This is a genomic window from Leptospiraceae bacterium, assembly GCA_024233835.1.
Lineage (GTDB): Bacteria > Spirochaetota > Leptospiria > Leptospirales > Leptospiraceae > JACKPC01.
The window spans coordinates 175,606-201,806 of sequence record JACKPC010000001.1; the positions used below are offsets into that span (position 1 = coordinate 175,606).

A 26,201-nucleotide genomic window follows, 5' to 3' on the forward strand; every position below is an offset into this window, starting at 1 on the left:
AGCCACCGATGGTTCGCCTATTATTGTTCAATCGATAAAACTGCTTTTCGGTTAATCCGTTTAAAAAAGTCAGAGCCTTCTTTATTTAGATAATCATCATACGAACCATTAAAGTCCACAACCTTCTCATCATAAATCTCAATAATTCTTGTCGCCAGAGAAGAAACAAACTCTCTATCATGAGAAACAAAAATGACTGTTCCCGGAAAAATAGAAAGAGCATAGTTTAAGGCTTCGATGCTTTCCAGGTCAAGGTGATTAGTTGGTTCATCCAGACCCAGAACATTGCACTCATCCATAATCATACGGGCGATCATCAGTCGAACCTTCTCCCCACCGGAAAGAACAGATGTGTCCTTTTTAGCCATCTCTCCACTAAATAACATACGTCCTAAAAGTCCGCGAATAATGCTGGTATCTGTGTCCGATGGAGCATAACGATATAACCATTCTATAAGAGTCGGAGCATCTTCTCCCAAACCTTCTCTGTGATCCTGAGGAAGATAAGACACATTTACACTGGCCCCCCAGTTTACAACACCTGAATCCGGATCCAACTGTTTCATCAGGGTTTTTAAAAGGGTTGTTTTTCCAATACCATTCGTTCCGATAATAGCAACTTTTTCTCCTTTTTGAATGTTCAATTCCGCATTTTTAAAAATTACATTCTCACTAAAAGCTTTAGAAATGTGGTCTGCGTGAATTACATCTTTCCCGAGTGGAGTTTTAATATTAAAGCGGATATAAGGAGATACACGGGAAGAAGGTTTTATTTCATCCAGTTTTATTTTATCGATTAACCTGGCTCTTGAGGTAGCTTGCTTGGCTTTACTTGCGTTAGCACTAAATCGGTTTACGAACTCTTGCAACTCGGCTATCTTTTCTTTTTTGCGTTTGTTTTCGGCGACTAATTGTTCCCTGGCCATAGTAGAAGCTTCCATGAAGTCATCATAGTTACCGGGATAAATCTTAATGCCCTGATAATCCAAATCTGCAATATGCGAAGCTACTGAATTTATAAAGTGACGGTCGTGAGAAATAACAATGATAACCCCATTATAAGAAGTTAAGAAGTTTTCTAACCAGTTAATGGTTTTAATATCAAGATGGTTAGTTGGCTCGTCTAAAAGCAAAACATCGGGTTTTTGATACAACACCTGAGCCAGTAGCACACGAAGCTTAAAGCCTCCGCTAATCGTCGACATTGTCTCTCTATGAATATCTGTTGGAATTGCCAGACCTTCTAAGAGTTCTCCCGCATAACTCTCCGATTCATACCCACCCAGATCGGCATACATTTCTTCCAATTCACTGACACGAATTCCCTGTTCTTCGGTCATTTCTTCCAGGCCATACAGATAATCTCTTTCTTTGGAAATTTCCCATAACTCCTTATGACCCATAAGAACTGCATTCATGATGGTTTCATTTTCATATTCGAAATGGTCCTGTTTCAGATAACCAACCCGAACATTATTATCAATTGAAATACTTCCCGAAAATGTGGTTTCAAGTCCGGCAAGAATCTTCAAAAATGTAGATTTCCCGGTTCCGTTTGCACCGATAAGACCGTATCGACAGCCTTCTTTAAACTTTATACTAACATTTTCAAATAGAGTCTTTTTTCCATACCTGAGAGTTAAACCCGATGTACTGATCATTCCTTATCCTTTATGAATTATAAATGCGGGAGGTAGAGTATTAAAATACCCTCATAAAGGGAATACTTAAATAGGATATATAAGTATCCCTTTTAATAAAAAATTAATCTTTTGCTTTTGAAAAACCGGTAATTTTATTCTTAAATTCAGATAGATTCACTAGTGCCCATGCTACATTCACTTTTAACTTCAAAGGGCCTTCACTCACATCCATTTCACCTTTTTCTTTAAAGGTATTAAAAGAACTAATAAGGTAATTCTTCCAGTTTTCTACATTTTCCGCAAACTTCCGGCCAGTTTCAGAGAGGAACTGTCCCGTTCCCAAACCGGCATTTATAATCTCTATAGTTGTTGTTTTCATAGTCATTCACCTCTTAAAATAAGGCTATATAGCTAAACTTTTTCAGGCACCTGTATTGTCAAGTTCAATAATTTCTTTCATAAAACAAAAAACTATAGAGATTTTAGGAATACCTGAGAAAAAACGAAGAATCCGGATTTGCTCGAACTTAAAACTAATCGAGTTCCACCCCATCTGCCAGCTCAAAATTAGAATGCACGGCCTGAACATCATCATTTTCTTCTAATTTTTCAATGAGTTTTACAATTTTCTCAGCAATTTCTTTATCTGTAATCTCAACAGTGCTTAAGGGGACATATTTAATATTCGCCTCTTCAGTAGCTAATTCTTTAGAGTTGAGAGACTCTAAAACGGCCTCATAATCACTTGGAGCTGTAGTTATCTGAAAGACATCTCCATCCTCCATTACATCTTCCGCACCGGCATCGGCAACCAACTCAAAAAGTTCCTCTTCAGAAATAAGTTCAGTTTTTACTGTAATAATACCTTTTCTTTCAAAAAGCCTGGTTACACTTCCAACGTTTCCCATTGAACCCCCATTTTTAGTGAGAATCGCCTTCACTTCGGGAGTAGTTCTGGATTTTTTATCGGTCGTGGCTTCTACCATTATAGCCACACCGTTTGGCCCGTAGCATTCATAGAGACACTCTTCGTAGATAACCCCTTCCAGCTCACCGGCACCTTTCTTAATAGCCCTTTCGATATTATCTTTGGGCATATTACTGGTTTTAGCTTTTAGAAGGGCCAGTCTGAGTCTGGGATTGGAATCAATATCAGAACCTCCCATCCTTGTAGCTACGGTTATTTCTTTTACAAGTTTGGTAAACATGGCTCCACGCTTGGAGTCAACCGCTTCTTTTTTGCGTTTAATCGTTGCCCATTTTGAATGACCTGACATATAAATCCCTGGAAAAATAGTAGTTTTTGCGAGTACTATAAAAAAAAAAGAGGAAAATTTTTAAAGTCCTTTATTCAGATTTTAGCGTTTTTTCAAATAGATTAGGAAAATTATATACATTTACAAAAATCAAATCTAAAGAGTTCGAACAGTCCTAAGCAATTTTCTCTAATACCCACATTCTCCTGTTTTCAAATCAATTGTTCTTGCTACACTAAAATTAAGTAAATGAGCTTTACAATCCCAGGAAATTTTTAAAGAATCATAAAATGTATAACAATCCTTATTAGTTTCTCCAACTAAAAAACCCCAGCGATTTCGAACCTGAATTTTGACAGACTTAGAACCCATACCTCCACCTCCGGGCATAGCAAACCACATTGGCTCTAAATAAGCATAAAGATGATAATCATCCCCGCAGGGACTCTTTTCAGATACAATTAGAGACCCTCGAAAAAAGAAAATATAAGATGTGTACAAAATTCCAATAAGTCCCAAAAAAATAAAAAACTTTTTCACAAGAAAAATATTGGACCCCTTATATAATAAAAGTCCGGTTTATCATAGGATGGTTTTCATCAGTAGGGCCAAAATCACTGTCCGGGTGAAACGCAATAACACTTAATTTCTCGTCTTTTGTTCTAAAATTATGCTCACTATTTCCCGGGATAATAAAAATATCACCCGGCTCCAGGGCAATCACAGAATCTTTGACAACACATTCTCCCCGACCTTTAGCCACAATTCCAGCACGAAAACTCGGATGTTTATGAGGACTTTGATTTACATTTTCCGGAAAAAATAAAGCATTTAAGCAAGCTTCGCCAAATTTAGGAGGAGCTAATAAAAGCGTGTCGGTACATCCATCTATATATTTTAACCTTCCTTCATCTTCCAATGGACCACCGATTAAATTCATCCCTTTATAATTACTTCTCTCAATTAAAACACCACAACCTCCGGTCAGGGTAAACTCGGAGTTTATGGAAAAATATTGTCCTTCTATAAGAGTCGAATTCGTATAAGGAGTTTCCAGTATAGTTCTACCGGAAAAAATATATCCAAAATAAGTACTTCTTTGTTTGGGATTTTCCATAGTTAAAATAGAACCTTTATTCCAGGCATATAACATAGAAGGGAATTCTGTATGGCTTAAGTCGTATAACAAACCGGTTCGTATCTTAAAACTTAAAAAAGATTTCAATTTATAATCATCTATATAATCAATCATAACACTACCTCAAAATTTCTTGTTTAATTTACCTGCATGTAATTATGCTGTCAAGTTTATTCTTCTCCAAGGATCCGATCCCACCAGAGAAAAAATGTAATGAGCATCCATAGCTTTAAACCATAACGGGAAGCGTAAACTTCATTCTCTTTATAGGAAAGAAGGGTTTGTATGTATTCATAATTAAAAATTCCCTGTCGTTTTATTCGTTTTTTAGATAAGACTTTTTTCGCATAACGCTTCATTTCGTTCTGGAACCAAAAACGCACCGGGACACGCATACCCGATTTTGGTCTGGCAATTATCTCTTCAGGTACAAAACCTCTTACAACTTCTTTTAAAATCCATTTTTCAATGTTCCCCTTAAGCTTCAAGGATGGAGGCAAGTTCATGCTCAGAGAAATTATATTTCCTAAAAAGAGAGGTGGATAAGCAAATAAAGAATTTGCAGAACTCATTTTATCAACTTTGGGTAAGATTAAATTTGCCCCTTTTCTTCGTATATTTATCCACATCAGCTTATTTAAAAAGTCCTTCGGTTCTGTAGTTTCAAAAAAAGGTAATATAGTAGAAATCAGCTTTTCTTCTCCTCCTGCCTCTTTAAAAAAATCGGGAGTTAAAAGCTGTGACAAACTTTTATAAGCTCTTTGATAAGAATACAAATATAATCTTGCTTTTTGTTCCACATTGTCCCTATCCGAATAAAGCTCCGATAATAACATGGGTATATTTTTCGGACCGCCAAAACAGGGGTCTCCTCCTTCTCCATTAAAAACAGCCGAAACCGAATCGGAAGCATACTCGGACATTAAATAATTCGGAACGGTTACCGGGTCTCCTATTGGCTCGTCCAGATAATAGATTATATCGCTTAAGTTCTTAAGAAACATAGAAGGTTTGATTTCAAGATAATGATGATCAGTTTTATATCGCTTGAGCATAAGTTCAATATATTCATTTTCTGAAATATACTGATTCCCAAAATGAACTGAAAAACTCGGAATTGAATTAAGACCGGATTCATAAGCCAAAGCCAAGACTGCACTCGAATCTATCCCTCCGGATAGAAATACTCCTATATCACATTGACTTTGTTTGTAAAAGGATTGAATGTTTTGAACTATAGTTATTTTCAAATCGTTCTTGATAGATTCGAGATTAATTTCTCTATTGAAATTTTCTTTTTTTTCTGGAAAAAAATATCTCTCGGATACAAAAGCTTCAGGAAATTGATACTTAACATAGCTTCCGGCTTCGAGTTCATATATATTCTGAAACATAGTTTCTTTTCCGGGAATATAACTATAGGTAAAGTATTCGGGAATCGCAGAAAGTCTGATTTTCTTTTCAAGTTTCTTGTCTGCAAAAAGAGCCTTTAACTCGGAAGAAAATAAAAACCTATCGGAATTTTGTGCATAATATACGACTTTTATTCCGGCCGGATCCCGAAATAGTAAAAATTCATTTCCTGTATAAGCAAGCCCGATAAAAGCACCATCAAAAGAGGAAAGTCCGGAAACATCTAAATTATTATTCAGGAATATTCCACTTCCTGCAAATATTTTATTTTCATCTTTTTGAAAACGACTGAAATTTTTAGAATAAGAATGGATCAGGGCGAATTCTAAAAACAAGCCATTTTGTAATGGAATTCGATGAATATCTTCTCCATATTTTCTTTTTCTATGGGGAAGAGTTTCCCCCATTTTTTTAAGTAGTGAAGTATCCTCTCTCCCTATATAGCCATAAAGTCCGGACATTAACCAAATCCCCTGTCTGTAACCGTTTCTCCCTTTCGATTTAAAGACTGGGCAGCAAGTCCGATTCCGGCTCCCATAAGCATAGACCCGGCAAGAATTCCGCTCATTCTAAGCGGAGGTGCAAAATCCATCGGAACCATATAGCCTTTCTTCATATTTTCTTCCATATTTTGATGGACCGAAACTTCCTTCTTATCTTTTCCAATCCAAAATCCCCCCTGCTTTCCAAGAACTTCTACATCTTCTTTTTTTATTCCCATATCCAGAATAGTTTTACCGCTTAACTTCCAGGAAGAATCAGATCGAAGTCTTTCTTCCATTTTAAAACCCCGCTCTGAAGCATCATGCATGATATGGATCGGAATATCAGGATGCTTTTCTATAAATTCTTGATAGGCTTGAAAAATTCGATTTGGATATTTATTTTCACTGAGAACAAGACACTTCTCATCAAAGTAAAAATTATTCAAAAGTAAAACATCAGTAAAGTCATCATGTTCTACTATTAATATTCTTTCCGGCGCATGCTCAAAAAAACTTTTATCAAATTTTTTCTCTTTCAAGTTCTGAAAAGCCTTCCCTGTAGCCATATTCTTTATGGGGTGCACCTGATGATACTTATCTATCAATGAAAAAATATCTCCCATAAATTTGGGAGAAGTTTTACTAAGCCTATTCATAATAAATACAAATAGAAGAAATGCAAACCCTGAAACAAAAAAACCTTCTTTCTTTCCATACACATTGAAAGACATTAAAGATAGCAAAAGCAATATTCCGAGGCTTATAAAGCCTCCTACCCAGAGTCTTGTTTTTCGCGTCGTCTGTAAACGTCGTTTATAAAGTGCAGAATAAAGTTGGTTTCTTGTGAAATAATATAGACCATTTCCTGAGAGTTTATCTATCGTTGCCTTCATTAGAGTATCAGAAAAATAGGGAGCCTCTTTTGGATTCAAAACGAAATTGTAACCACATTTGCATTTCATTCCATCTTTATAAGGGTGTAAACTGTTACAGGAAGGACATTTCATATAAGACCTCTTTTATTTTTTCTTTTTCAATGGTGGAATATAGCAGGAAATATTTTGTTCTATTAATTTTTGCATCAAATTAAGTGCGTCCTGCTTTTTCTTGAAATCACCCAATTGAACAAAATAATTTCCATTTTTTAAATAAATGAAAAGCTTAAAGCCAAAATCTTTTTCCAGTTTTAAAAACTTAGTCGTATTTTTTTTATCCTTAAAAATCCCCAATTGAACTGTGTAATATTTCGGACCAGGAGAAACATTTTTTTTCTTCATCGTTTGATGTTTTACTTTATTCTTCTGTTTTAAATTTACCTTTTCAACGACTTTATTTTCTACTTTACCTTCCTGAATCTTCTTTACCGGCATACTTTCAGGCACTGCTTCTTTAGGGTAAATCTCTTTTAAGGATTCATTTCTCTTTTTTAAGAGTCCCATTAACTCTTCAGGTTTTTTATTATTTATGGAATCTATCGCTTTTAAATCATTAAGTTCCTCTGAAAGTTTTTCAAAAGTTTCCTTTTCTATTACTTGAGGAGAATTATAAAACTCCTCTACTTTGAGTGAAGAAAGTTTTTCTTGGAATTCATTTAAATTGATATTATTCAAATTCTTCCGAATAGTTTCGGGTTTGCTATCTTTTAAAACTTCAGCTAAATTTAAACTGTTTAAGAGCTTGGAAACCTTATCATATTCAATTTCAATAAATTCCCCCTGGTTCAAGGAAATTTCATGACTTTCTAAAAAATCAATAGTCTTATAAAGAGGCTGGTTTGAATGAATAACCGGACTCGGAAGATCTTCAATCTGGGGAATTCTCATTCTATAAGCCAGCTTTCCTTCGATAACAGAGAGTTTAGATGATTTTCCTTCAAGAGTTTCAATCGCAAATTTGGTTCCTCTTACGCTTACAACGCTAACGGGTGCCATAAATTGATAATTCTCATCAGGACTTTTACTATTTATACTAAATAAAACGGTTCCATTTTGTTGTTTAAGTTGATAGGTAGTTTTCCCAGAAACAATACTTTTCTCTAATGTGAATGTAGTATTTTCTTTTACACGGGCAACGATTTTAGTGGAAAGATCTAAGAGTTGTATATCACAAATGGATTTATTTCCTGTTTGGATACGTTCCTTTTCTTCTATAACAGAGTTTGCTTGCAGGTTTTGATTTTCTCTCTGAATCTCTCCCACAGTAAACAATATTAATCCTTTTGCTTTTTGTTCGGTCTTCTTCTTTGAGTTCTCACAATAAAAAAAAATAAAACTGAAAGCCAATAATATAATCAGGTGTTTCTTCATATAAAATATTACCATGAACTTATTCTTCTTACTTTTTCAAGAATTTCTTTCTTCAGATAAACCCGATTTTTTCTTTTCGAAAAAGGATTTCTCCAAAAACCTGCTCGCATGATGAAAGTAGCGCTGGTTAGCGGAGCCAATCGAGGAATTGGAAAAGAGGTATGCAGACAACTTACCCAAATAGGATATAATACAATTTTAACCGCCAGAAATGAAGAAGCCGGTAAAGAAACAGCAAAAGAATTAGGAATTCCCTTTTTTCCTCTCGATATTCGAAGTGAAAGTTCTATAAACAGGCTGAGAGATTATTTACAAAAGGGACCCGGTAAATTAGATGTCCTGATAAATAATGCGGGAATTTACAGGGATGATGATAATTCCCTTTTAAATACATCTATCGAAACCATACAACTAAGTCTCGAAACAAATTTTTTTGGAGCGTTACGACTTATAAAATCCCTCATCTCCTTGATACCCAAATCCACAAAGAGTCGCATTATTAATGTATCCAGCGGAATGGGTGCTTTACATGATATGGGGTCCGGTTCAGCGGGATATCGAATTTCCAAGACCGCTTTAAATGCTATGAGCCTTCTTCTGGCCCATGAACTTCCTGAGGGCCCCGGAGTTTTCTCAGTCTGTCCCGGCTGGGTAAAAACCGATATGGGTGGAAGTTCAGCTCCCCGTACGATAGAACAGGGAGCTGAAACTATTGTATGGCTCGCCAGCACAGATCCATCACCGCCCTCCGGAAAGTTTTATAGGGATAAAAAAGAAATTCCCTGGTAAACAAAATTTATTTTGTTTGACATCTGCATCTGTTATATTGGATCTTTTTCTTATGAAAAAGCAGGGTGATATGGAAAAAGATACAGCTGAACCTATTGTATCCACGGTGAAAGAAAACCTGAAGTCAATTCGACATGCAAGCGGTCTTTCTTTAGATAAGCTTGCTGCCAGATGTGGAGTCAGCCGGGCCATGCTTTCTCAAATTGAACAGGGAAAAAGTACTCCCACAATTTCCGTCCTCTGGAAAATTGCTACAGGATTAAATGTCCCTTTTAGTGAGCTACTAAAGGAAAAACATACAGCAGAAGTTCAGGTTTTAAGGGCTGAAAATACAAAAATTCTCTATTCCAGTTCCAGAGTTTTTTCCAGTCGAGCCCTGTTTCCTTTCAGTGGTAATAGAAAAACCGAGTTTTATGAGCTTATTTTAAAACCCGGTGGAATCGAAATAGCAGAACCCCATAGAAATGGTACTACAGAAAATATTGTCGTTGTACAGGGAAAATTAAGAATACGTGTTCTCGATAGAGTTTATGAACTGGAAGCAAAAGATTCCATTTTTTTTCATGCCGATGTTCCGCATGAATATTCCAATCCGGGAGAGAAAGAAACTTTAATGTATCTGGTAATGAATTATACACAGGAGATTGATACTTGATGTAAAATAAAAAATAATAACATAAGAACTCTTAAAAATGCAAAATAGACCAACATTTCAATGACATTAATCTCGCTTTTAAAAAAAACTTAAATACTTTTCCATACACTTAATTTTGCTTTATCTTTTCTTATGTATATGTTATACTGGTAACACGAAGTTGGTATATTTATGATCAGGTTTCGCTTTAGAATGGAAATTGATGGAGAAGCCAATATTCTCCCGATGAATTATAGTTATTTATTTGCTTCCTGGATCTATAATGAATTAACATACAGAGAAGCAGAGCTTTCGGTATGGTTAAAAGAGCATCACTATTTCTCCGATTATCGAAGATTCAAATGTTTCACCTTTTCCCGCTTCTTTCCTGAACAATTCCAAATTGAGGGAGATCGGATGAAAATTCTGTCAAAAAATGGAAATTGGTATTTAAGTCTTACTATAAGTGAATCTTTCGCAGTAATGTTACAGAAAACCTTTATTGAAAAACGTTTCTGCATTGGAGATAAAACTTCGAGAGTTAATTTTATTATCCGTAGTATTGAAATTCTGGACCAAGAAACCTTTGTTGAGGAGAGCGCTATTTTTAAAACTCTCTCACCTATCTGTGTAGCTCATAATTTTCCGGGAAGAAAAAGCATTAGCTATCTGTCTCCGGATGAAAAAATATACGAAAACATCTTTTATCAAAATCTAATACGAAAATACAATTCTGTTCATAAAACATATCTTCCGGGAACAGATACTTATAAATTTCAACTATTAGGTAGACCCAAGCCTGTACTCTGGCTGATTCATACAGAAAGAGATTACCCGGTTAAAGTAAAAGGTTATGAATTTACCTTTTCCTTCCAGGCCAATCAAAAACTTTTGGAATTTGGTTATTATTCCGGTTTTGGTTGCAAAAATAACTTTGGTTTTGGTTGTGTTCAACGATTAAAAATTTAAACTTTTCTCTTTTTTAAAAAACCGGCTTTGTCTAATTTTTCATAAAAACCGGTAAAGTTTTTAGCAAGACGATAGATCCTAAATTTTCCTTCTTTTGTAAATATCACAATAGAGAAAAGTTTTTCTTCTACTAAAATAATATCCTTCTGAGATAGAGAGTATTCACCAAAAAAAATCTGTATATGTAAAAGTTCTCCATTAAGGGAAACTCTCATCAGGGAATGAATGAATAAATATAAACCCAAAAACCCTCCTGAAAACGAAACTAAGTGAAGGAACAGGGCTGCAAATTTACCCGGACCGAAAGTATAGAAAAATGAAAGGAAAAAAATAGAACTGGCAATTAATAGTATCGATAATACAGGAAATGCCAGTGGGTATTTTAAATTGATGTCTTCCTTTTCCATTCTTCCCTCTAATTTTTTACCAATTATTTTTTGTCTTTTACAAGGATACGAATCCTCTGTATATCATATTTACCTTTAATTTTTTCAAGACTAATTCTCATTCCTTTTGTAGCATGTACTTTATTTGTGGTAGTTCCGGAATAGATATCAAATTTTTCCAAATAATTAGAAGGTAAACCTACAGGGGATTCAGAAGCAATCAGTATAACCGTATCAACCCCAGCCGGCTCACCGGCTAATAAGTTATAGGCTTCCGGAGTGTTTTCCGGTGGAAATTTATGCTCTTTATTACTTTCCAGAAGGTTATCCTTGTGAAAACGATTCGGAAATAGCTGAATTAAAGTTCCATCAGAAAAATAAGCCAGAATCGTAATATAGACTTTCTGCTTCTTGGAGCGCAATTTATATTCTATGTTTATTTTTTCGTTAAATACAACCCCTTCATATTCTTCGGAAGCTATGGAAAATACATCATAAATTTCAATATCACTTTTATACTTACCTGATTTTAGAGACAGGAGTTCATATAAACACGCATTGATCTCTAAAATTTGCAGCAACTGATTCAAAGACCGCTTTGTATAAGAATCCCAGCTTCCCAGAACCTTTGCCGTTTCCGATTCTATTAGTTTGAAGGCAACCGAATTCTTTTCAAAAACAACAAAGTAAGAAGCACCGAGCATTTTCCCCGCTTCAGGAGCCCCGGTTGTTATACCCGCCTGTCCGAGTTTAATTTCTTTCATAAGAGCTTGAATTTTTTTCCTATCAATCGGCTGAATATATTCTGTTTCTAAAAAAGCCTTTTCCATATTACTAACCAGCTCCGGTTTATCACCTAAAACTGCTATTGAAAACTTTCCATTTTGTAATATAGGTGCTGCCGAGATTTCTATAGCAGCAATAAAGAGTAATAAAAAAAAAATTTTTATCATATAGAATTCCTCTAAATTTACTTTCTTGAACAGATCACAGGCTATAAGATAATGTTATATTATAATAAATTGGAGATTTTATGTATATCTATTTTATTTTCTTATTTTATTTTTTATTCATTCCCTTTCTTTTTTCAAACCCTAAAACCTCTTATGAGGAGAAACTTCAGAATCAAATCGTTTTTTCCAGCTACGCTGAAGTAGACAGAATGAAAAGCAAATTGGAAAGTTATAAGGGTTGGGAGAAAACTATCCTAAAAGTTCTGAAACGTTTGCAGGATCATTCAGGAAAAACGGATATAGAATTTAGTCCCATAATTTTACAAAAGGATTCCTTTAATGCAAGTTGCTTCCCATCTGCTCAAATTATCATACATACCGGTTTATTAGATGAAATCGAAAGTATTACCCGGAACGAAAAAAATAAACCAAAAGCAATGGAAGAGTATATAGCGGCTGTTTTAGCTCACGAAATCTCTCATTATTACAATGGACACTCCTTTAATATGGTTAAAAGAAATTTAGATGTATCCGGAAATGTTAATAAAGCCGTACAAAACTTGAAATTTGATAGAGATGAAGAACTGGAAGCAGATCGCTCTGCCTTAATCCTTCTGAAGAGAGCTTCCTATCCAATCGAAACTTTTGTTCAGCTTCTAAAAACTTTAAACAAAAAACACCAGACTACATTAAAACAGGAAACTCAGTATAACCCCTTTTTCAACACCCATCCGAGTCCCAATCAGAGACTCGCTCAAATAGATGGAAAAGAAAAAGACTGGTATCAATTTGCCAGTAAAATGGAAGTAACCTTTGCAAACATCCAGTCCGGGACAGAGTTAAAGCAAAGTTTAAAGGATTTGGATGAGGCCATTATAAAATACCCCGATACAAGAGAATTGAAAGAAGCAAGAGCTATTTGTTTACATAAAATCTGGGAAAATGGTGTTGAAGTAGAAAACTTGCTACTACGTTCAATCCTGCACCTACCCTCTTTCAGAAACGATATGCTGAATAAAGGACCTCTGGCTCCCAAGGCTGTTAAAGTAATTCCCGGAAACAAAATGGATTATTATAGAGCCTTAAAAGCATATAAAGATATACTAAATAAACTTGACTCCATGTCTTATTTACTTTCTAATTATTCTGTTTTATTAGCGTATTCCCCCGGTAAAGAAAAAGAGAAGGAAGCAATTGAGTATGCAGAGCTTGCCTTCAGTCGAAGTAAAACAATTCCCTTATGGAACAACCTTGCAGTTGTTTATTTTATCTGCCAGAGCGCAGAAAAAGCACAGGATTTATTAATGGCTATAGTTCGGCAACTGGATTCCCAAATTTTCTCAAATGCAAAAATTAGCAAAGAAACGGTTCAACGCTTACAGGAACTAAATAAGCAAATAAGATTCAGACAGACTCTAAACCCAAGTTATACTTCTGATGATTCGACACCGATACTGAACCTGGCTTTGATTTTTTTATACAGAAAGGATAAAGAAAAGAGCAGGGCCATAAGTCTTAAATATCTGCAAAAATATGAGTCCAGTTCAAGATGGGCAGAGTTTCTCAAGAAAAAGAATGATATCCAATTTAAAGCTGCCTCAAGTTCCGAAAATTTGAGTGTAAATGGAATTACGATAGGTGACAATCTTAAGGATCTTCTAAAAAAATGGGGAAATACTGATAATGAAAATCTGGAAGAAACCCTGTTCTGTATGGACTATCCTGATAAAGGGGCCAAGGTTTTTCTATACAACGGGAAAATTGTAGAAATTGAATTATATGGTCAGGCCTTAGCCCGGGTCAACCAAAAAGTGGGAGTAGGTACTGCCAGGAGTTTGGTTGAAGAGGAATTTGGAGATAAATATCTAAAAGAAGGTTCATTTTATATATATCATAAACGAAACAAATTATCTATTGAATATAATGCAAATAAAGAAGTAAATAAAATTGTTTTATACAGATGATGCACACCCGGTAGATACGCATTGCAATGCGTATCTACCGGATGACCAATGCGTATCCACAGATGGGCATATATTATTTACAGGCTCCTCCGGGACCGATTAAATCATTTCTGCTTGGAAAAATTTTTTCTTCCCGAAAATAGGATCCGGCATTAAAACCATTCTTAGTATGCCAGTAGCGTTGTTTTTTTGTTCCATGCGTTCCCCCTTTCATACCATACTTATCCAGAAGATCTATGGTTTTTAAAAACTTTCCCCATTGCATTTTTCTTGTATGGCCGATATAAAAACCTGCCAGACAATCTGCCTGTAGTTCATATTCAATTACATTTTTCCTTTCAGCCATTTGCAGGTGCTGGTTTTGAACCTGATGTCCTAATTCATGAGCTAAAAAGAAAATGAAACTAAAACTATCCGGATCATCTTCCACGACTTTATCAACTAATTCCTTTCCCAGAAGAATAGTCCCATCCGGACAGGACCAAAAATTCATGGTATCTTTATCATGATAATATAAAATTTTAGAATGCACATTCCAGTATCTCTTTGCTTCTTGTAATTCTTTTTGTAAGAGCTCATCTACAACCGGTACACTGGAGCTTTCCTGGACTTTTTTTTCATCAAAACCTTCCCAACAGGGAAACACAGAGTTACTAAAAGAAAAAAGAAAAAAGAATATAAATAAAAGCTTTACTCTCACAATTTACCTCTCAGGGGTATCACTTTTTCTGATTAGAGTTTTGCTGTAAAGAAGTGTAAAGCATATTTTCAAAGATGAAAAAAAGAGATTACAATATAGGATTAGGAAATAATTTTTTGCTTGCTAATTTATGAATATAGGCTTTGAATATTTCGCGTGGAAAATCCGATCTCATTCTGGAAGGAATTCTGGACCTATTTGCAAATCAAGAAGCGTTTCTGGCTTATACCTATTAGTATACTACTATTCCTTCTTTTTCTCCTGCTTTTTTTGTCCCGCTTTTTTTAAAGCTCACCGGATACCGGGGGCTGAATTTCTTCGGTTAAAATAATGGGTATACTCTTTTCTTCTTCCGGCTCTGATTCTTTTTCTTCAACAGAGTTCTCGATCCCTTCTTCTAATTCTTCGGATAATGAATCTGTATCATTTTCAGGTAAATCCTTTTCTTCCTTTTCTTCCTTTTCTTCCTTTTCTTCCTTTTCTTCCTTTTCTTCCTCTTCTTCCTTTTCTTCCTCTTCTTCCTCTTCTTCCTTCGTTTCATCTATAACCGGAACTGAGGCTACTTCAATACCTACGTCTTCAGCAGTAAGAAAATCTTCTTTATCCTCAAAAAAGACCTCTTCCAAAATTTCTTCTTCTTGCGAAGTGGAAGTATCTATCGGGTGAGAATCCATTTCTTCGACATCCTGCTCTATCTTATCAGGAGGCGAATTATCAAACAGACCGGGTTCCTCCTCAGACTCCAAAGGTGGTTCCTGTGGTGGTATAAACTCTTCAAAATCTCCCTCATCCACTTGAGGCTCATCTTCATAATCTGTTTCAAAATTCAGATCAGAAAGATCTTCAAAATTTAATTCTTTTATTTCCGAAGGAGGGGGTAAATCAGAAAGTTTATTCAGACCAAAATGGATTAAAAACTCATTGGTAGTTCCATATAGGGTCGGTCTTCCCGGGACTTCCTTCTGACCTACAGCTTTAATTAGTTTTTTTGCAATAAGATTTGTTACAATAGCTCTCGAAGAAACACCTCGAATTTCATCTATTTCCGGAAGAGTAAGAGGCTGCTTATAAGCTATGATGGCAAGAGTATCAAGAGTCCCCTTACTTAAAGTTTCTCTCTTTTTTTCCTTGAATATCGTTGAAAGATGTTCGTGATATTTTGGATTCGTTACAAACTGGTATCCATTTGCAATTTCTAAAAGTATTATCCCGGAATCTTTCTCTGAATGATCCAAAACTAATTCATCAAGTAAATCGCGAGTATAACTCTTTTCCAGACTGATGGAATTTGCCAGCTGAGATAACTTTACCGGCTCAGCGGAGAGAAATAACATGGCCTCAATCAAGCCTTTATCATATTCTCTCTTCTCTTTTTCATTTATAAAAGTCATCGAACGAGGAACAACTTGATATCACCAAACATGACATTTTGCATGACCCTGGTAATTTTCTGTTTTACCAGTTCTAAGATTGCCATAAAGGAGATTACAATGTCCATGTTTTCCGGTTCTGCAGAATAAAAAACTTCTGAAAAATAGATTTCTCCTCCACTATTCTCAAGTGAGGAAATAATATAATCCATTTTATCACTTACAGAAAGTTCCTGCTCTGCAATAAGTAATTCTGGTTCTTCAATATTCACTGCACTTTTCTGGAGAATACCATTAAAAGCAGAAATTAAATCAATCAGGTTTAGGTCCAACCATGTTTCTTCCTCGGTTCCAAAACTGAGTACCTGATTGGACTCCCGTCTCATCATCGCAGAAGAAAACTTCTCAAGAAGAGAAAGTTTTTTCCCGGCTAATTGAAACTTTTTATACTCCAGAAGCTTTTCAACGAGTTCCTTAGGAAGTGCGGGTTCAGGTTCATCTTCTTCATATCCCGGATCGGGAAGTAAAGCCTTTGACTTCAAATACAGTAAATTTGAAGCCATCAAAGTAAATTCAGTACCCAACTCCAAGGAAAGATGGTTAGAAAGCTTCATAAAGCCCAGAAAATCACGGGTAATTCTGGAAAGAGAAACATCAAAAATATCTACCTTGTAGCTCTCAATTAAGCTCCAAAGAAGGGATAAAGGGCCTTCTGAATATCCACCCTCAGCATTGTTCCATTTTACTAAAAACGGAACTGTTTTTCTCTCTTCCAAGCCGAGTTCCATTTAGAATAATTAAATACCCAGGGCTTTTGCAGCTGCTTGTTGTAATCTTTCAGGTGGAAATGGTTTTACAACAAAATCCTTTACTCCCATTTTGATGGCTTTTGCCAGAAGATCTTCCTGCCCTAAAGCAGTAACCATGATTACCTTCGCTGAAGGATCCATCTTTATGATTTCACCGGTTGCGGTAATTCCATCTTTTTCCCTCATAGTAATGTCCATAGTTACCAGGTCGGGTTTGAGTAGTTTATACTGCTCAATGGCAATATTACCGTTTTCCGCTTCGCCCACAATTTCGTGACCAGCAGCAACCAGCGCATCTTTTACCAGAGTTCTCATAAATTTTGCATCATCTACAACCAAAATTCTGGCCATGTTACTTCCCTCTTTCTTTAATAATGCGTAAAATATTGGATACTATATCTTCCAAAGGTACAATATGGTCAATAGCACCCATTTCGATAGCCTGCTTATTCATTCCGAATATCACCGAAGTTTTTTCATCCTGTGATATGGTAGCTCCACCTAATTCTTTCACCTTTTTCATGGAGAGAGCACCATCTTTCCCCATTCCCGTCATAATGACTCCTACAAGGCTGGAACCATAACAATTACACAAACTATCCAGGGTCACGTCTATCGATGGTCTATGACCATTAACCAGATTGCCCTGATCCAATTCAATAGAAATATTATCGTCTTTCTTTTTTAACCTCATGTGATAGTTGCCAGGTGCAACATACGCTACGCCCGAACGAACTAGTTCACCGTGTTCCGCTTCTTTAACCGTTAAATTCGATGTATCATCTAATCTTTCAGCAAATGCTTTTGTAAAACCCGCCGGCATGTGCTGAACCACAAAAACAGGATATCGAAAATCCTCAGGAAAAGAACTGAATATCTTTTGTAAAGCATTCGGTCCACCCGTGGAAGTTCCAATTCCAATCGCCTGAATAGGAAATTTTTTAACATCCGGAAAATTTCCTACTTTTATCCTGATTCGCTTTCGGGGTTTATATTTATGTTCAAAATATCCCCTGATTTTCGTTCTCAGGATATTACCCAGTTCCTGAAGTTCCATTTTTAAAGCACTTGAAGGCTTCGGGATAAAATCATATGCTCCGAGTTCCAGGGCTTTAAATGTAGCCTTCGCCCCCTGTCGTGTTACAGCCGAAAGCATTAAAACTCCAATTTTCATATTCTTTTCGTAGAGCTCCTTCAGGGCGGTCAGTCCGTCCATGACAGGCATTTCTACATCCAAAGTTATAATATCAGGTTTTAGTTTTTGGCTTAATTCAATACAATCCAGACCGGTCTTTCCGGTAGCAATGACTTCAATGTCTTCCTCTGCTTCCAAAAGATCTGTAATAATATTTCTCACCAGAGGAGAATCATCAATTACTAATACCCGAATTTTTTTATGAATTTCCGACAAGTACCAAATCCAATTCTTAATGTAGTTTGGAAATCAATTCAACCAATTCATCAAAATCCGGTAGAAATAAAAGGTTTCCAATTAAATTTCCACCATCATAAATAAACTCCGTATTCATACTTAAAAACTTTGTTCTCTCCGGTTTTACAAAATCAATCACATCTCGCAAATTTCCTGTTACCAATTCCGGTACGGAAGGCATGATTTGACTTTTCGACTTATTCGAAAGAGCATTTATAATACTGGCACAAACAATATTTGAAATTTCTGTTAGGACGGAAATGGAATCTTCGTTTAATTTTTTCGCTAAATCAGAAGACTCATTAGAACGAAGCAATTTATTTGCCAGCTCAGAACCTCTGTCTTCGGAAATGATCATTAAGAGATTACCGTTCATGTCTCCGTTCATTCGGACTTTTAAACCAAAGAGCTCCTCATCCGAGTAACGGAATTCTTCCATTAATAGTTCTTTGTCCGTTAACATAATTTCGGGCATATAGAGCTCAACGTTATTCCCTACTAACTGGGATAAAACCAGACCGGCGTTCATCATTCCGGTATTCACTACTGATTCCAGCTTTCTTATTTCTTCTTTAGAAAGTAGCTCTCCAATATTTCTTTCGAGAGGAATCACTTCTTCTCGGTATTTCATTTGTTCAGCGATATTTTTACGTATTTCTTTAGCCAGATCCGCATCAGAAGCAGTTTTTTTTGGTTCTTCTTTCGGAAGAGGTTTTTCTTCATTCTTTTTCTCTTCTTTCTTGGGAGCTAAGACTTCCTCAACAGGTTTTTCTTTACTTAAAGGATGGACCTCTTCCTTTAATTTTACCTCTTCTTCTTCCTGCCATTTTTTGTATTTATCTTCCTCTTTTACTTCTACTTTGGGAGTTTGAACTACGGGTACTCTTTCTCTCGTTTTCCTCTTGGTTTTTACTACAGATTTTATAGCCAGAAGCTTTGTATTATAAAGATTTGTTGCATTTTTAGTTTTAAAAACTTTATCAGAAACTTCCAGATCAATAGAACGAGTTGTATTGATTCTGGGCATTTCATCTCCACCCGGATCGACTAACTTTTTTGAGGAAGCAAGATTAGATGCAATTTCAATTAACCCTGTTATATCTAAGACAAGGATGATTGTACCATCTCCCATAAGAGAGGCACCTGTGATCCCGATAATATTTCGAAAGTTTTTCTCAAGAGTTTTAATCACGGTTTCATGCTTGCCAATCAGGTCATCCACAATAAACCCGAGTTTCCTCGAATTAAAATTAACAATGACTACCGGAAATTCTTCTATGTCTTCCCGATTTGACAGGTTTAAAATTTTATTCAGGCGGTAAATGGGTAAAACTTCACCCCGTAAATTTATAATTTCATGCCCTTCAAGAGTATTTATTTGGTCTCTTTGTACTCGAATGGTTTCAAAAACTTCAGAAAGAGGAAAGGCATAAATTTCCTCTTCCATAGACACCAGAATAGAAGGAATAATAGCCAGAGCCTGTGGAAAACAAAGAGTAAAAGATGTTCCCACTGTAGGTTGAGTAGAAATCAGAATTTTACCTTTAAAATCCTGAATCAGCTTATTCACAACATTCATTCCAACACCCCGGCCGGAAATGTCAGTTATTGTATCAGAAGTTGAAAATCCCGGTGCAAAAATGAACTGGTAAACATCGTTATCCGCCATGTTAGAAGCTTCACTCGGACTCACGAGACCTTTTTCCACCGCTTTTTTAATAATTCGTTCCCGGCTTAAACCTTTTCCGTCATCACGAATTTCCACCATGATGTTGTTACCACCCTGGTAAGCGTTGAGTTCCACCGTTCCTGCTTCCGGTTTTCCATTTTTTAACCTTTCTTCGGGGGATTCAATTCCGTGGTCGATTGAGTTTCGAATCAGATGGAGAAGAGGCTCACCTATCATATCTACCACTTTTTTATCCAGTTCGGTGTTCTCTCCCATTAAAATAAGCTCAACTTTCTTACCTGTCTCGATAGAGAGGTCTCGAACCAATCTGGAAAAACGGTTAAAAACGCTACCTATAGGAACCATTCGGGTATTCATAATTCCCGATTGTAGGTCTTTGGAAATTCGATTTATCTGGTCGATTTTGCTTTTTAATTCAGCAAAAAGCACATCATCACCAAATTTTCGAATCATATCATCATATAATTTCTGAAAACCGGAATTGGTGATCACCAATTCACCCACATTATTCATGAGCTGATCCAGTTTTTCGGAAGAAACTTTAATGCTTTTAAGGGTAACCTTTGCATCTGAACTGGAATCGCGCTTAACCACCTGTGCTCTTCGGGAGTCCTGATGAGAAACCTGAGGTAGAGGGATATGACGTTTTTGAACGAGGATCTTATCTACCATATCCACAGTAATTACTTTTTTTATTTCATCAGGCTGCATCCTGGTAAGAAGAACAAAAGTAAGGCTTGTGCTATCTGTTCCTCTTTCGAGTTGTTCTATTTCCGGTTCTGATTTAAAAACTGCGGAGTTATTTTTTAAATTTTGTAGTATTAAAGCAAAACGAAGCCCCTTCATAGGAGTTTCAGATTTTACGCTCACATATACATCGTAAGCAGTAGCATTTCGAATTTTTAGCTCTTCAGATATTTCCTGATTTTCTTCATCATCAGTATTTATCGGAATGATGTTCTCTTCAGATGTTTCTGAAGCCTTCTCAACTTCTTCTTTCTTTACCGGAGCTTCTGCTTTTTTAACTTCTTCCACCTTAGCCGGTTTTGCAGGAGTCTCTTTTTTTGCTTCCGGCTTCTTTTCCTGAACCGGTGCTTTTACTTCAGAGCCCTGTTTGGCTTCATAGGCAACAAGTTTTTGAATCATATCATCGAAAGAAGTCTCGATAACTTCTCCTTCAGCCACAGCATCAATGACACTCTTAATAAGATCGAAGCATTCAAAAAGCAAACTAACCAGTTCAGTTTTTACCTCAAGACTTCCCTCCCGAATCTTTTGCAAGAGATTCTCCATTTTATGAGCCAGATCGGAAAGATTATACAGACCTACAAAAGCTGCTGAACTTTTCAAAGAATGAGCTGCCCGAAAAATATCATTAATAATCTCCGGATCTTCGTGATCTTTTTCGAGCTTTAAAAGGTTTGCATTCAGCTCTTCAATCTGGTCTTCAGATTCTTCTAAAAATATTTCTGTGTATTCGCCAAGTATTCCAGACAAGCTTTAGCTCCTTTTAATTTGAGGTTTCTGTTATTAATTTATTTATTTCAAGAAGTAATACAAGTTTGTTTTCACTTCGACCCACATGATCAATCATATTATTGAAGGCAGCCGAAGTGGAGGAATCATTTATTGAACTAATCGTTGCTTTAATAATTTTTATTACCTGTTTTACATCTTCTACAAGAAGACCGAATCGCTTTCCATTAAACTCCAAAACAACAATCCTTGAATTATTATCAATTTCAGTAAAGCCCTGATCAAACTTTTTCTTCAAGTCCAAAATCGGGATTATCTCACCTCTAAGATTGATAACCCCCATAATAAAATTTTCAACATTGGGTATTCGAGTAATAAAAACCGGTCTTAAAATTTCATGTACATAAGTAAGTTCTATTCCAAATAATTCATTCGATACAGTAAAAGATAAAAATTGTACAACTTCTTCCTGTTGAATAACTTCATTTTTTTCTTCCATAGGCTCCAAATACCCTTTTAAACAGACCGATTATATTACTATACTATTATCGGTCAGTGTAAAATCGACAATTTTTAAAAAATATTTATCTATCCGAGAAAATCAAAGAATCTTCTGGTGTAATTAATTTATTTACTTGAATATCACAGGAATCTTCTTTAAAATCAATTAAAAAGTCTTTCGAAAATGAAAATCCGAGGATTTTTTTCCTTTCAAAACCCCTAAAAGCTCTATCATAGAAGCCAGCTCCCCTACCGAGTCTATATGCTCTTAAATTAAAAGATAAAGAGGGTAATAAAACAAGATCTAATTCTTTTTTATCGATGATTCTTTTTCCTACAGGAGACAAAATCCCGTAAGCTCCAATTTCCCAGGAATCCGGATAAACAAATTCCATTTCTCTGTTTTCTATAGATAAAACCCTCGGATAATACAAGGAAAACTTTTTTCCTTCTTCAGAAAAAAGAAAAGAATCCAGATTTACTTCATATACATCTGCTCGATAAGCTAAAATTTTCATTCCTTCTTTCAATTCTAATTTTAAAGCAGAAATTATATCTTGCTCTCTTTCGCTTTTATTTTCCAGTTTCAAAATCTTCTCTTTTATTATCTGTCTTGCCAGTTTCTTTTCTATCATAAAAGTACTTGTGAAATCCCTTTAAAATTCCCGATGGTATAAACGAAGACTTGATAAATTATCTTGACTTCTGTAAGCAATCACGTTTAATACATCCAATTTTGCAATGATAGAACCTAAAGATATTTCTTACTCCTCCTTTAAAGAAGAAAAAGACTATATTTTTGATTACAAAGATGTAGATATTTCTCAAATTTCAAGTTCTGATATTCAGGGGTTTTCCATACATAATATCAGTCGTGAAGTTGCAGTAGCAAAAATATTAGAATATATTGAAAATAAAAATTCCTACAGACATATCCTCTTTTTGGATCCTGTGAAGTTGATGTCGCTTAAAAATAATAAAAAGTTGCAACCTATTGCAGAAAAAGCCAGTTTAATTCTTCACGATGGAGCAGGAATTCGTTGGGCAGCCGAGAAGGTAGGAAAACCTCTTCAAGAGAAAATTTCAGTTATAAGTTTAATGATGGACTTACTCCGTTACTCTGAAAAGAAGAACCTGACTATTTTCTTTTTAGGAAGCACGGAAGAAAATCTGGAAAAACTTCACTCTACCCTAATGCGTCGCTTTCCCTCTCTTCGAGTAGTAGGAAGACAGGCAGGACATTTCAGTCCTAAAAAAGAAATTCTTATCAAAGAAATCATTCGAAAAACAAATCCGGATATCTTATTTATCGCCATGGATTTTCCGGAACAGGAAATCTGGATTGATAAAAACCACGATTGTTTTTCTCAATCCGTGGTCATCGGAGTTTCCGGGAATCTGGATATTGTTTCCGGCTATAAGAAAAAAGCTCCCTTTTATTTCCAAAATCAAGGCCTTACGTGGTTATGGAGGATTCTCTCCAGACCTTATAGACTGGATAAAATATGGAAAACTCTTTCTTTCTTCCTTTACTTTTCCTTTCAGGGCTGGAAATATAAACGGAAAAAGTAGGTGTAGTCGTTTATTCCCTTGGCATTTTGGAGGCAGCTTCCTCGGCTTCTTTCCTCCTCTGAGCTTCCTGAATTTCTTTAGCTCGCTTTATTGCCTTTTGAGTTTCCCGAATCACTCTTTCCCTCTCAACGGAATCCAGAGTATTTAACCTGTCTTTTGCCTGAACTTCTGTTTCTCCTCCGGGCTTTAAATTTAGCTGAGCCAGACAGAGCCTTACAAATTCTTCTCTTCTTTCCGGATCGGTTACAAATTTTTCTGCTTCTATAAGCTTGGCCAGTTTATGAAGTTCATTAGTAGAACCTGGGTTAAAAAATTTTTCCACAGGACCTAAAAAACGTTTTTCGGATAAAAAAAAAGGATCCGAAAAAAAATAAGCCGCTACGTGAAGGATAAGAAAAAAATTCTTTTTGGATTCTTCATAATTCTTTCTATAAACATCTGCTGCATTGTCACTTAGAAGGTACCCTCCCATATTATAAAACAAATCAGAAATGAGAGCCAGCGTATTTATCTGTTTTGGGCCTAAAACTTCCGTTTCTTTTCCAAGGCCGGGTTCTAAGAAAAATTCAGCCGGACAATTGGCAAGCCGATTCAATAAATATTCCAGCTCTGGACCATTCTCTTTCATTTTCTGGGTATTTTTCCGGCATTCCTCTTTTCTAAAATGCTGGGGTCAATGGAATTTAGTTTTGAAGATACCTTTCTGCATAAATCCGAGTTAATTTTTGCTTGCTTGGAATCTAAAATAGTCAAACCGATTTGGATCATACGACAACGCACTTTAAATAAATATTTTTCCTTATCATCTCTTAAATTCTCCTCAAGTCTCTCCATTTCTGAAAACAAAAGTTGCAATTCTTCCTTAGAATAATCACGAATCTCAGGTAATAAATTCCTTTCCAGGCAATAGACGGGGATGTATTCTTTCAATTCGGTATCTGATTCAAATTTAGGTTTCAAATGCCGGATCACACTGGCGAGAGGTTCCGATTTAATGATATCAAACCGTAGGAGATCTGGATCATATAAAAGCCCTTCTCTGAATAAAATATGGCTCTTGTCTACCTGGCCCAGATGAAATAAGCACTCGGCCTGAAAAAAAATGATGCCGGGTGGATTATCCATGAAGTTTAAAGTATATTCGGATATTTCGAGGGCATTCGGATAGTCTCCTGTTTTAATGAGACATAAAGCTAGATCTTGCAAAACATCTTTCTGTAAACCGCTGATTCCCTCAGTCTGATAAGCCAGACGAAAATGAGAGGAAGCTTCGCTTAAAATACAATGTGTTATAGCTTCATAGGCCGTTTTTCTTGGAAAATTTCGCCTGTCCATCTCTTTTTCAAATTCATCAAACATCTGGACAAGCCTGGTCCCTCTTTCTTTACCTTCTTTTAGGAGGAGAATCATATCCAGCCGGTTATCCCAATAGCTGGATATGAAATAACTGGAAATTAAGTCAGGGTCTTCAGGTTTTTCATCAAGCAATAGAGAAAATACATTTTTAGCATTTTCAAATTTACCTTCCTGTAAATTTAGTATTCCCTCTTCAGAAGAAGACAAAATAAGACCCTGATTAACGAGTTAAACTGCTTGGTGTGGATGCGTGGCCTTCTTATCGTGAAATTTATTGACTTGCCTTTCCATCTTGGCTTCAAGCCCATCAATGCAAGCATAAACATCCTTATCTTTATTATGTGCATTAAAATTCTGATGATCTGCATGAAGATTTACATTCGCATGAACTTCTCCATGAATCATCTCAAAAGAAACATCGCAAGAAATGATATTATGAACATATTTAGAAATTTTTTCTAACTTTTTGTTCGCATATTCTTCTGATGCAGGAGAAGTATCCATGTGCTTCCATGTATATTTGATTTTCATATTTACTCCTGAGTATATTATTTTGTATGTATCTAGATTGACCTGTACTTATTACAAGTCAAAAAAAAAATCACTTGCTCATCTAATGAAAACTATGATTTTTACTCATTATATAACAAGTTATAGAATTGTCAAAATAAGTTTGTTTTTTGTTATTGTAAATTATGATTTCTTACCAGTACTGGTAGAAAATAGTGGTGGTGTAAGATATGGACAAGACTCCCAAGAAAACTGATTCTAAGAAAATTTACGAGGACCCGAAGTACGAAAACATTCCGGACTATTATGATAGGGATGTAGTTAAAATTTTAGTTAAAAACCCTACAGAGGCTTATTGTTTCTGGAGCATGAGTAAAATAACTCTGGATAAAATCCAGAAATCTTTAAATAGCAAACTCGAAGAGGTAGCTCTCAAGCTGAATGTCTCCTATGAAAAGAAAGGAACTTCCGTTGAAGAAGTAATCGACCTCCCTCCTTTTACTAATAACTGGACTTTAAATTTTGATGCCTCTCCCAAAAATTTGCAGGTTCAACTCCTGGTTTTTAATAAACGGGGTGAACATCTGATTCTTTTGAATTCAGCTATCATTAGTCTACCGGAACCCAGACCGAGTGACATAATCGATAGTGACTGGACAAATAGTGAATGGGATACTCCATCTACCGAAACAACTACTTCGGAAGAACCGGCTAAAACCAGTCAGAATGCGGAAGAAAAAGTAGAGCAGGTAAAAAAAGGTGGCATTATTGGTGGCTCATCGGGCTTTATTGGCTCATCTGATAATTTCATAGGTTCCTCAGGAAACCTCTTTAAAGGAAATAACTAAT

The 26,201-nt window shown here is 35.8% G+C and carries 26 protein-coding genes and 2 pseudogenes; 6 read left to right on the forward strand and 22 right to left on the reverse strand.

Features of this window, described 5'->3' with window-relative positions; translation table 11 throughout:
• Nucleotides 1-20 precede the first annotated feature (20 nt).
• From H7A25_00805 to H7A25_00840, 8 genes are all read right to left on the reverse strand, one after another.
• A complete protein-coding gene (locus H7A25_00805) occupies nucleotides 21-1,661 on the reverse strand; it encodes an ABC-F family ATPase (protein ID MCP5498416.1) in 1,641 nt (546 codons plus the stop codon).
• Nucleotides 1,662-1,764: 103 nt separating this feature from the next.
• The gene (locus tag H7A25_00810; GenBank protein ID MCP5498417.1) at nucleotides 1,765-2,022 is read right to left on the reverse strand and encodes a hypothetical protein; all 258 of its coding nucleotides are present in this window, start codon (nucleotides 2,020-2,022) and stop codon (nucleotides 1,765-1,767) included.
• Between the two features lie 154 nt (nucleotides 2,023-2,176).
• Complete coding sequence (locus H7A25_00815; GenBank protein MCP5498418.1) at nucleotides 2,177-2,920, reverse strand: YebC/PmpR family DNA-binding transcriptional regulator; 744 nt, start codon at nucleotides 2,918-2,920, stop codon at nucleotides 2,177-2,179.
• Between the two features lie 168 nt (nucleotides 2,921-3,088).
• Nucleotides 3,089-3,439 (reverse strand): hypothetical protein, encoded by a 351-nt coding sequence (locus H7A25_00820; protein ID MCP5498419.1) that lies wholly within the window; start codon nucleotides 3,437-3,439, stop codon nucleotides 3,089-3,091.
• Between the two features lie 19 nt (nucleotides 3,440-3,458).
• Nucleotides 3,459-4,151, reverse strand: a complete 693-nt coding sequence (locus H7A25_00825) for a cupin domain-containing protein (GenBank protein MCP5498420.1) — start codon at nucleotides 4,149-4,151, stop codon at nucleotides 3,459-3,461.
• Between the two features lie 56 nt (nucleotides 4,152-4,207).
• On the reverse strand, nucleotides 4,208-5,911 hold the full coding sequence (locus tag H7A25_00830) for a hypothetical protein (GenBank protein MCP5498421.1): 1,704 nt from the start codon (nucleotides 5,909-5,911) through the stop codon (nucleotides 4,208-4,210).
• The gene (locus tag H7A25_00835; GenBank protein MCP5498422.1) at nucleotides 5,911-6,942 is read right to left on the reverse strand and encodes a hypothetical protein; all 1,032 of its coding nucleotides are present in this window, start codon (nucleotides 6,940-6,942) and stop codon (nucleotides 5,911-5,913) included. Before H7A25_00835 ends, H7A25_00830 begins: the two co-directional genes overlap by 1 nt.
• Nucleotides 6,943-6,954: 12 nt before the next feature.
• Entirely contained in the window at nucleotides 6,955-8,256 is a 1,302-nt protein-coding gene (locus H7A25_00840) for a FecR domain-containing protein (GenBank protein ID MCP5498423.1), read from the reverse strand.
• 96 nt (nucleotides 8,257-8,352) lie between these two features.
• Between H7A25_00840 and H7A25_00845 the strand changes: the two genes are divergently transcribed.
• From H7A25_00845 to cas6, 3 genes are all read left to right on the forward strand, one after another.
• Nucleotides 8,353-9,030: an SDR family oxidoreductase gene (locus H7A25_00845; protein MCP5498424.1), complete on the forward strand. Its 678-nt coding sequence runs from the start codon at nucleotides 8,353-8,355 to the stop codon at nucleotides 9,028-9,030.
• A 52-nt stretch (nucleotides 9,031-9,082) separates the two neighbouring features.
• A complete protein-coding gene (locus H7A25_00850) occupies nucleotides 9,083-9,685 on the forward strand; it encodes a helix-turn-helix transcriptional regulator (protein MCP5498425.1) in 603 nt (200 codons plus the stop codon).
• 171 nt (nucleotides 9,686-9,856) lie between these two features.
• A complete protein-coding gene (cas6, locus tag H7A25_00855; GenBank protein ID MCP5498426.1) occupies nucleotides 9,857-10,633 on the forward strand; it encodes a CRISPR-associated endoribonuclease Cas6 in 777 nt (258 codons plus the stop codon).
• Here cas6 and H7A25_00860 read toward each other — a convergent pair.
• Together H7A25_00860 and H7A25_00865 are read right to left on the reverse strand one after the other, a co-directional pair.
• A complete protein-coding gene (locus tag H7A25_00860; GenBank protein MCP5498427.1) occupies nucleotides 10,630-11,040 on the reverse strand; it encodes a hypothetical protein in 411 nt (136 codons plus the stop codon). The genes cas6 and H7A25_00860 overlap by 4 nt on opposite strands.
• Before the next feature lie 23 nt (nucleotides 11,041-11,063).
• Nucleotides 11,064-11,972: a DUF4384 domain-containing protein gene (locus H7A25_00865; protein ID MCP5498428.1), complete on the reverse strand. Its 909-nt coding sequence runs from the start codon at nucleotides 11,970-11,972 to the stop codon at nucleotides 11,064-11,066.
• Nucleotides 11,973-12,052: 80 nt separating this feature from the next.
• Here H7A25_00865 and H7A25_00870 point away from each other — a divergent pair, with 80 nt between their 5' ends.
• Nucleotides 12,053-13,936: a M48 family metalloprotease gene (locus H7A25_00870; protein MCP5498429.1), complete on the forward strand. Its 1,884-nt coding sequence runs from the start codon at nucleotides 12,053-12,055 to the stop codon at nucleotides 13,934-13,936.
• Nucleotides 13,937-14,009: 73 nt separating this feature from the next.
• Here H7A25_00870 and H7A25_00875 read toward each other — a convergent pair whose 3' ends face one another.
• The 9 genes and pseudogenes from H7A25_00875 to H7A25_00915 all read right to left on the reverse strand — a co-directional run bounded on the left by H7A25_00875 (nucleotide 14,010) and on the right by H7A25_00915 (nucleotide 22,549).
• On the reverse strand, nucleotides 14,010-14,636 hold the full coding sequence (locus H7A25_00875) for a hypothetical protein (GenBank protein MCP5498430.1): 627 nt from the start codon (nucleotides 14,634-14,636) through the stop codon (nucleotides 14,010-14,012).
• A gap of 429 nt (nucleotides 14,637-15,065) precedes the next feature.
• A pseudogene (locus tag H7A25_00880) lies at nucleotides 15,066-15,167 on the reverse strand (hypothetical protein).
• Between the two features lie 296 nt (nucleotides 15,168-15,463).
• A pseudogene (scpB, locus tag H7A25_00885) lies at nucleotides 15,464-16,027 on the reverse strand (SMC-Scp complex subunit ScpB).
• On the reverse strand, nucleotides 16,024-16,794 hold the full coding sequence (locus tag H7A25_00890; protein MCP5498431.1) for a segregation/condensation protein A: 771 nt from the start codon (nucleotides 16,792-16,794) through the stop codon (nucleotides 16,024-16,026). Before H7A25_00890 ends, scpB begins: the two are co-directional and overlap by 4 nt.
• A gap of 9 nt (nucleotides 16,795-16,803) precedes the next feature.
• Nucleotides 16,804-17,166, reverse strand: a complete 363-nt coding sequence (locus H7A25_00895; GenBank protein MCP5498432.1) for a response regulator — start codon at nucleotides 17,164-17,166, stop codon at nucleotides 16,804-16,806.
• A gap of 1 nt (nucleotide 17,167) precedes the next feature.
• Nucleotides 17,168-18,217: a chemotaxis response regulator protein-glutamate methylesterase gene (locus tag H7A25_00900; GenBank protein ID MCP5498433.1), complete on the reverse strand. Its 1,050-nt coding sequence runs from the start codon at nucleotides 18,215-18,217 to the stop codon at nucleotides 17,168-17,170.
• Nucleotides 18,218-18,242: 25 nt separating this feature from the next.
• On the reverse strand, nucleotides 18,243-21,434 hold the full coding sequence (locus H7A25_00905; protein ID MCP5498434.1) for a chemotaxis protein CheW: 3,192 nt from the start codon (nucleotides 21,432-21,434) through the stop codon (nucleotides 18,243-18,245).
• Between the two features lie 13 nt (nucleotides 21,435-21,447).
• Entirely contained in the window at nucleotides 21,448-21,912 is a 465-nt protein-coding gene (locus tag H7A25_00910) for a purine-binding chemotaxis protein CheW (GenBank protein ID MCP5498435.1), read from the reverse strand.
• Nucleotides 21,913-21,997: 85 nt separating this feature from the next.
• Nucleotides 21,998-22,549 (reverse strand): 5-formyltetrahydrofolate cyclo-ligase, encoded by a 552-nt coding sequence (locus H7A25_00915; protein MCP5498436.1) that lies wholly within the window; start codon nucleotides 22,547-22,549, stop codon nucleotides 21,998-22,000.
• Between the two features lie 106 nt (nucleotides 22,550-22,655).
• Between H7A25_00915 and H7A25_00920 the strand changes: the two genes are divergently transcribed.
• Complete coding sequence (locus H7A25_00920; GenBank protein MCP5498437.1) at nucleotides 22,656-23,486, forward strand: WecB/TagA/CpsF family glycosyltransferase; 831 nt, start codon at nucleotides 22,656-22,658, stop codon at nucleotides 23,484-23,486.
• Between the two features lie 10 nt (nucleotides 23,487-23,496).
• Here the strand turns inward: H7A25_00920 and H7A25_00925 are convergent, their stop codons facing one another.
• Genes H7A25_00925 through raiA form a run of 3 tightly spaced genes read right to left on the reverse strand, consistent with a single transcriptional unit; the run spans nucleotide 23,497 to nucleotide 25,373 of the window.
• A complete protein-coding gene (locus H7A25_00925) occupies nucleotides 23,497-24,114 on the reverse strand; it encodes a hypothetical protein (GenBank protein ID MCP5498438.1) in 618 nt (205 codons plus the stop codon).
• Nucleotides 24,111-25,049 carry a hypothetical protein gene (locus tag H7A25_00930; GenBank protein ID MCP5498439.1) on the reverse strand — a complete coding sequence of 313 codons (939 nt, stop codon included), beginning with the start codon at nucleotides 25,047-25,049 and terminating at the stop codon, nucleotides 24,111-24,113. Before H7A25_00930 ends, H7A25_00925 begins: the two co-directional genes overlap by 4 nt.
• 21 nt (nucleotides 25,050-25,070) lie before the next feature.
• A complete protein-coding gene (raiA, locus tag H7A25_00935; protein MCP5498440.1) occupies nucleotides 25,071-25,373 on the reverse strand; it encodes a ribosome-associated translation inhibitor RaiA in 303 nt (100 codons plus the stop codon).
• Nucleotides 25,374-25,582: 209 nt separating this feature from the next.
• Here raiA and H7A25_00940 point away from each other — a divergent pair, with 209 nt between their 5' ends.
• Nucleotides 25,583-26,200 carry a DUF4912 domain-containing protein gene (locus H7A25_00940; GenBank protein ID MCP5498441.1) on the forward strand — a complete coding sequence of 206 codons (618 nt, stop codon included), beginning with the start codon at nucleotides 25,583-25,585 and terminating at the stop codon, nucleotides 26,198-26,200.
• Nucleotide 26,201: the final 1 nt, after the last annotated feature.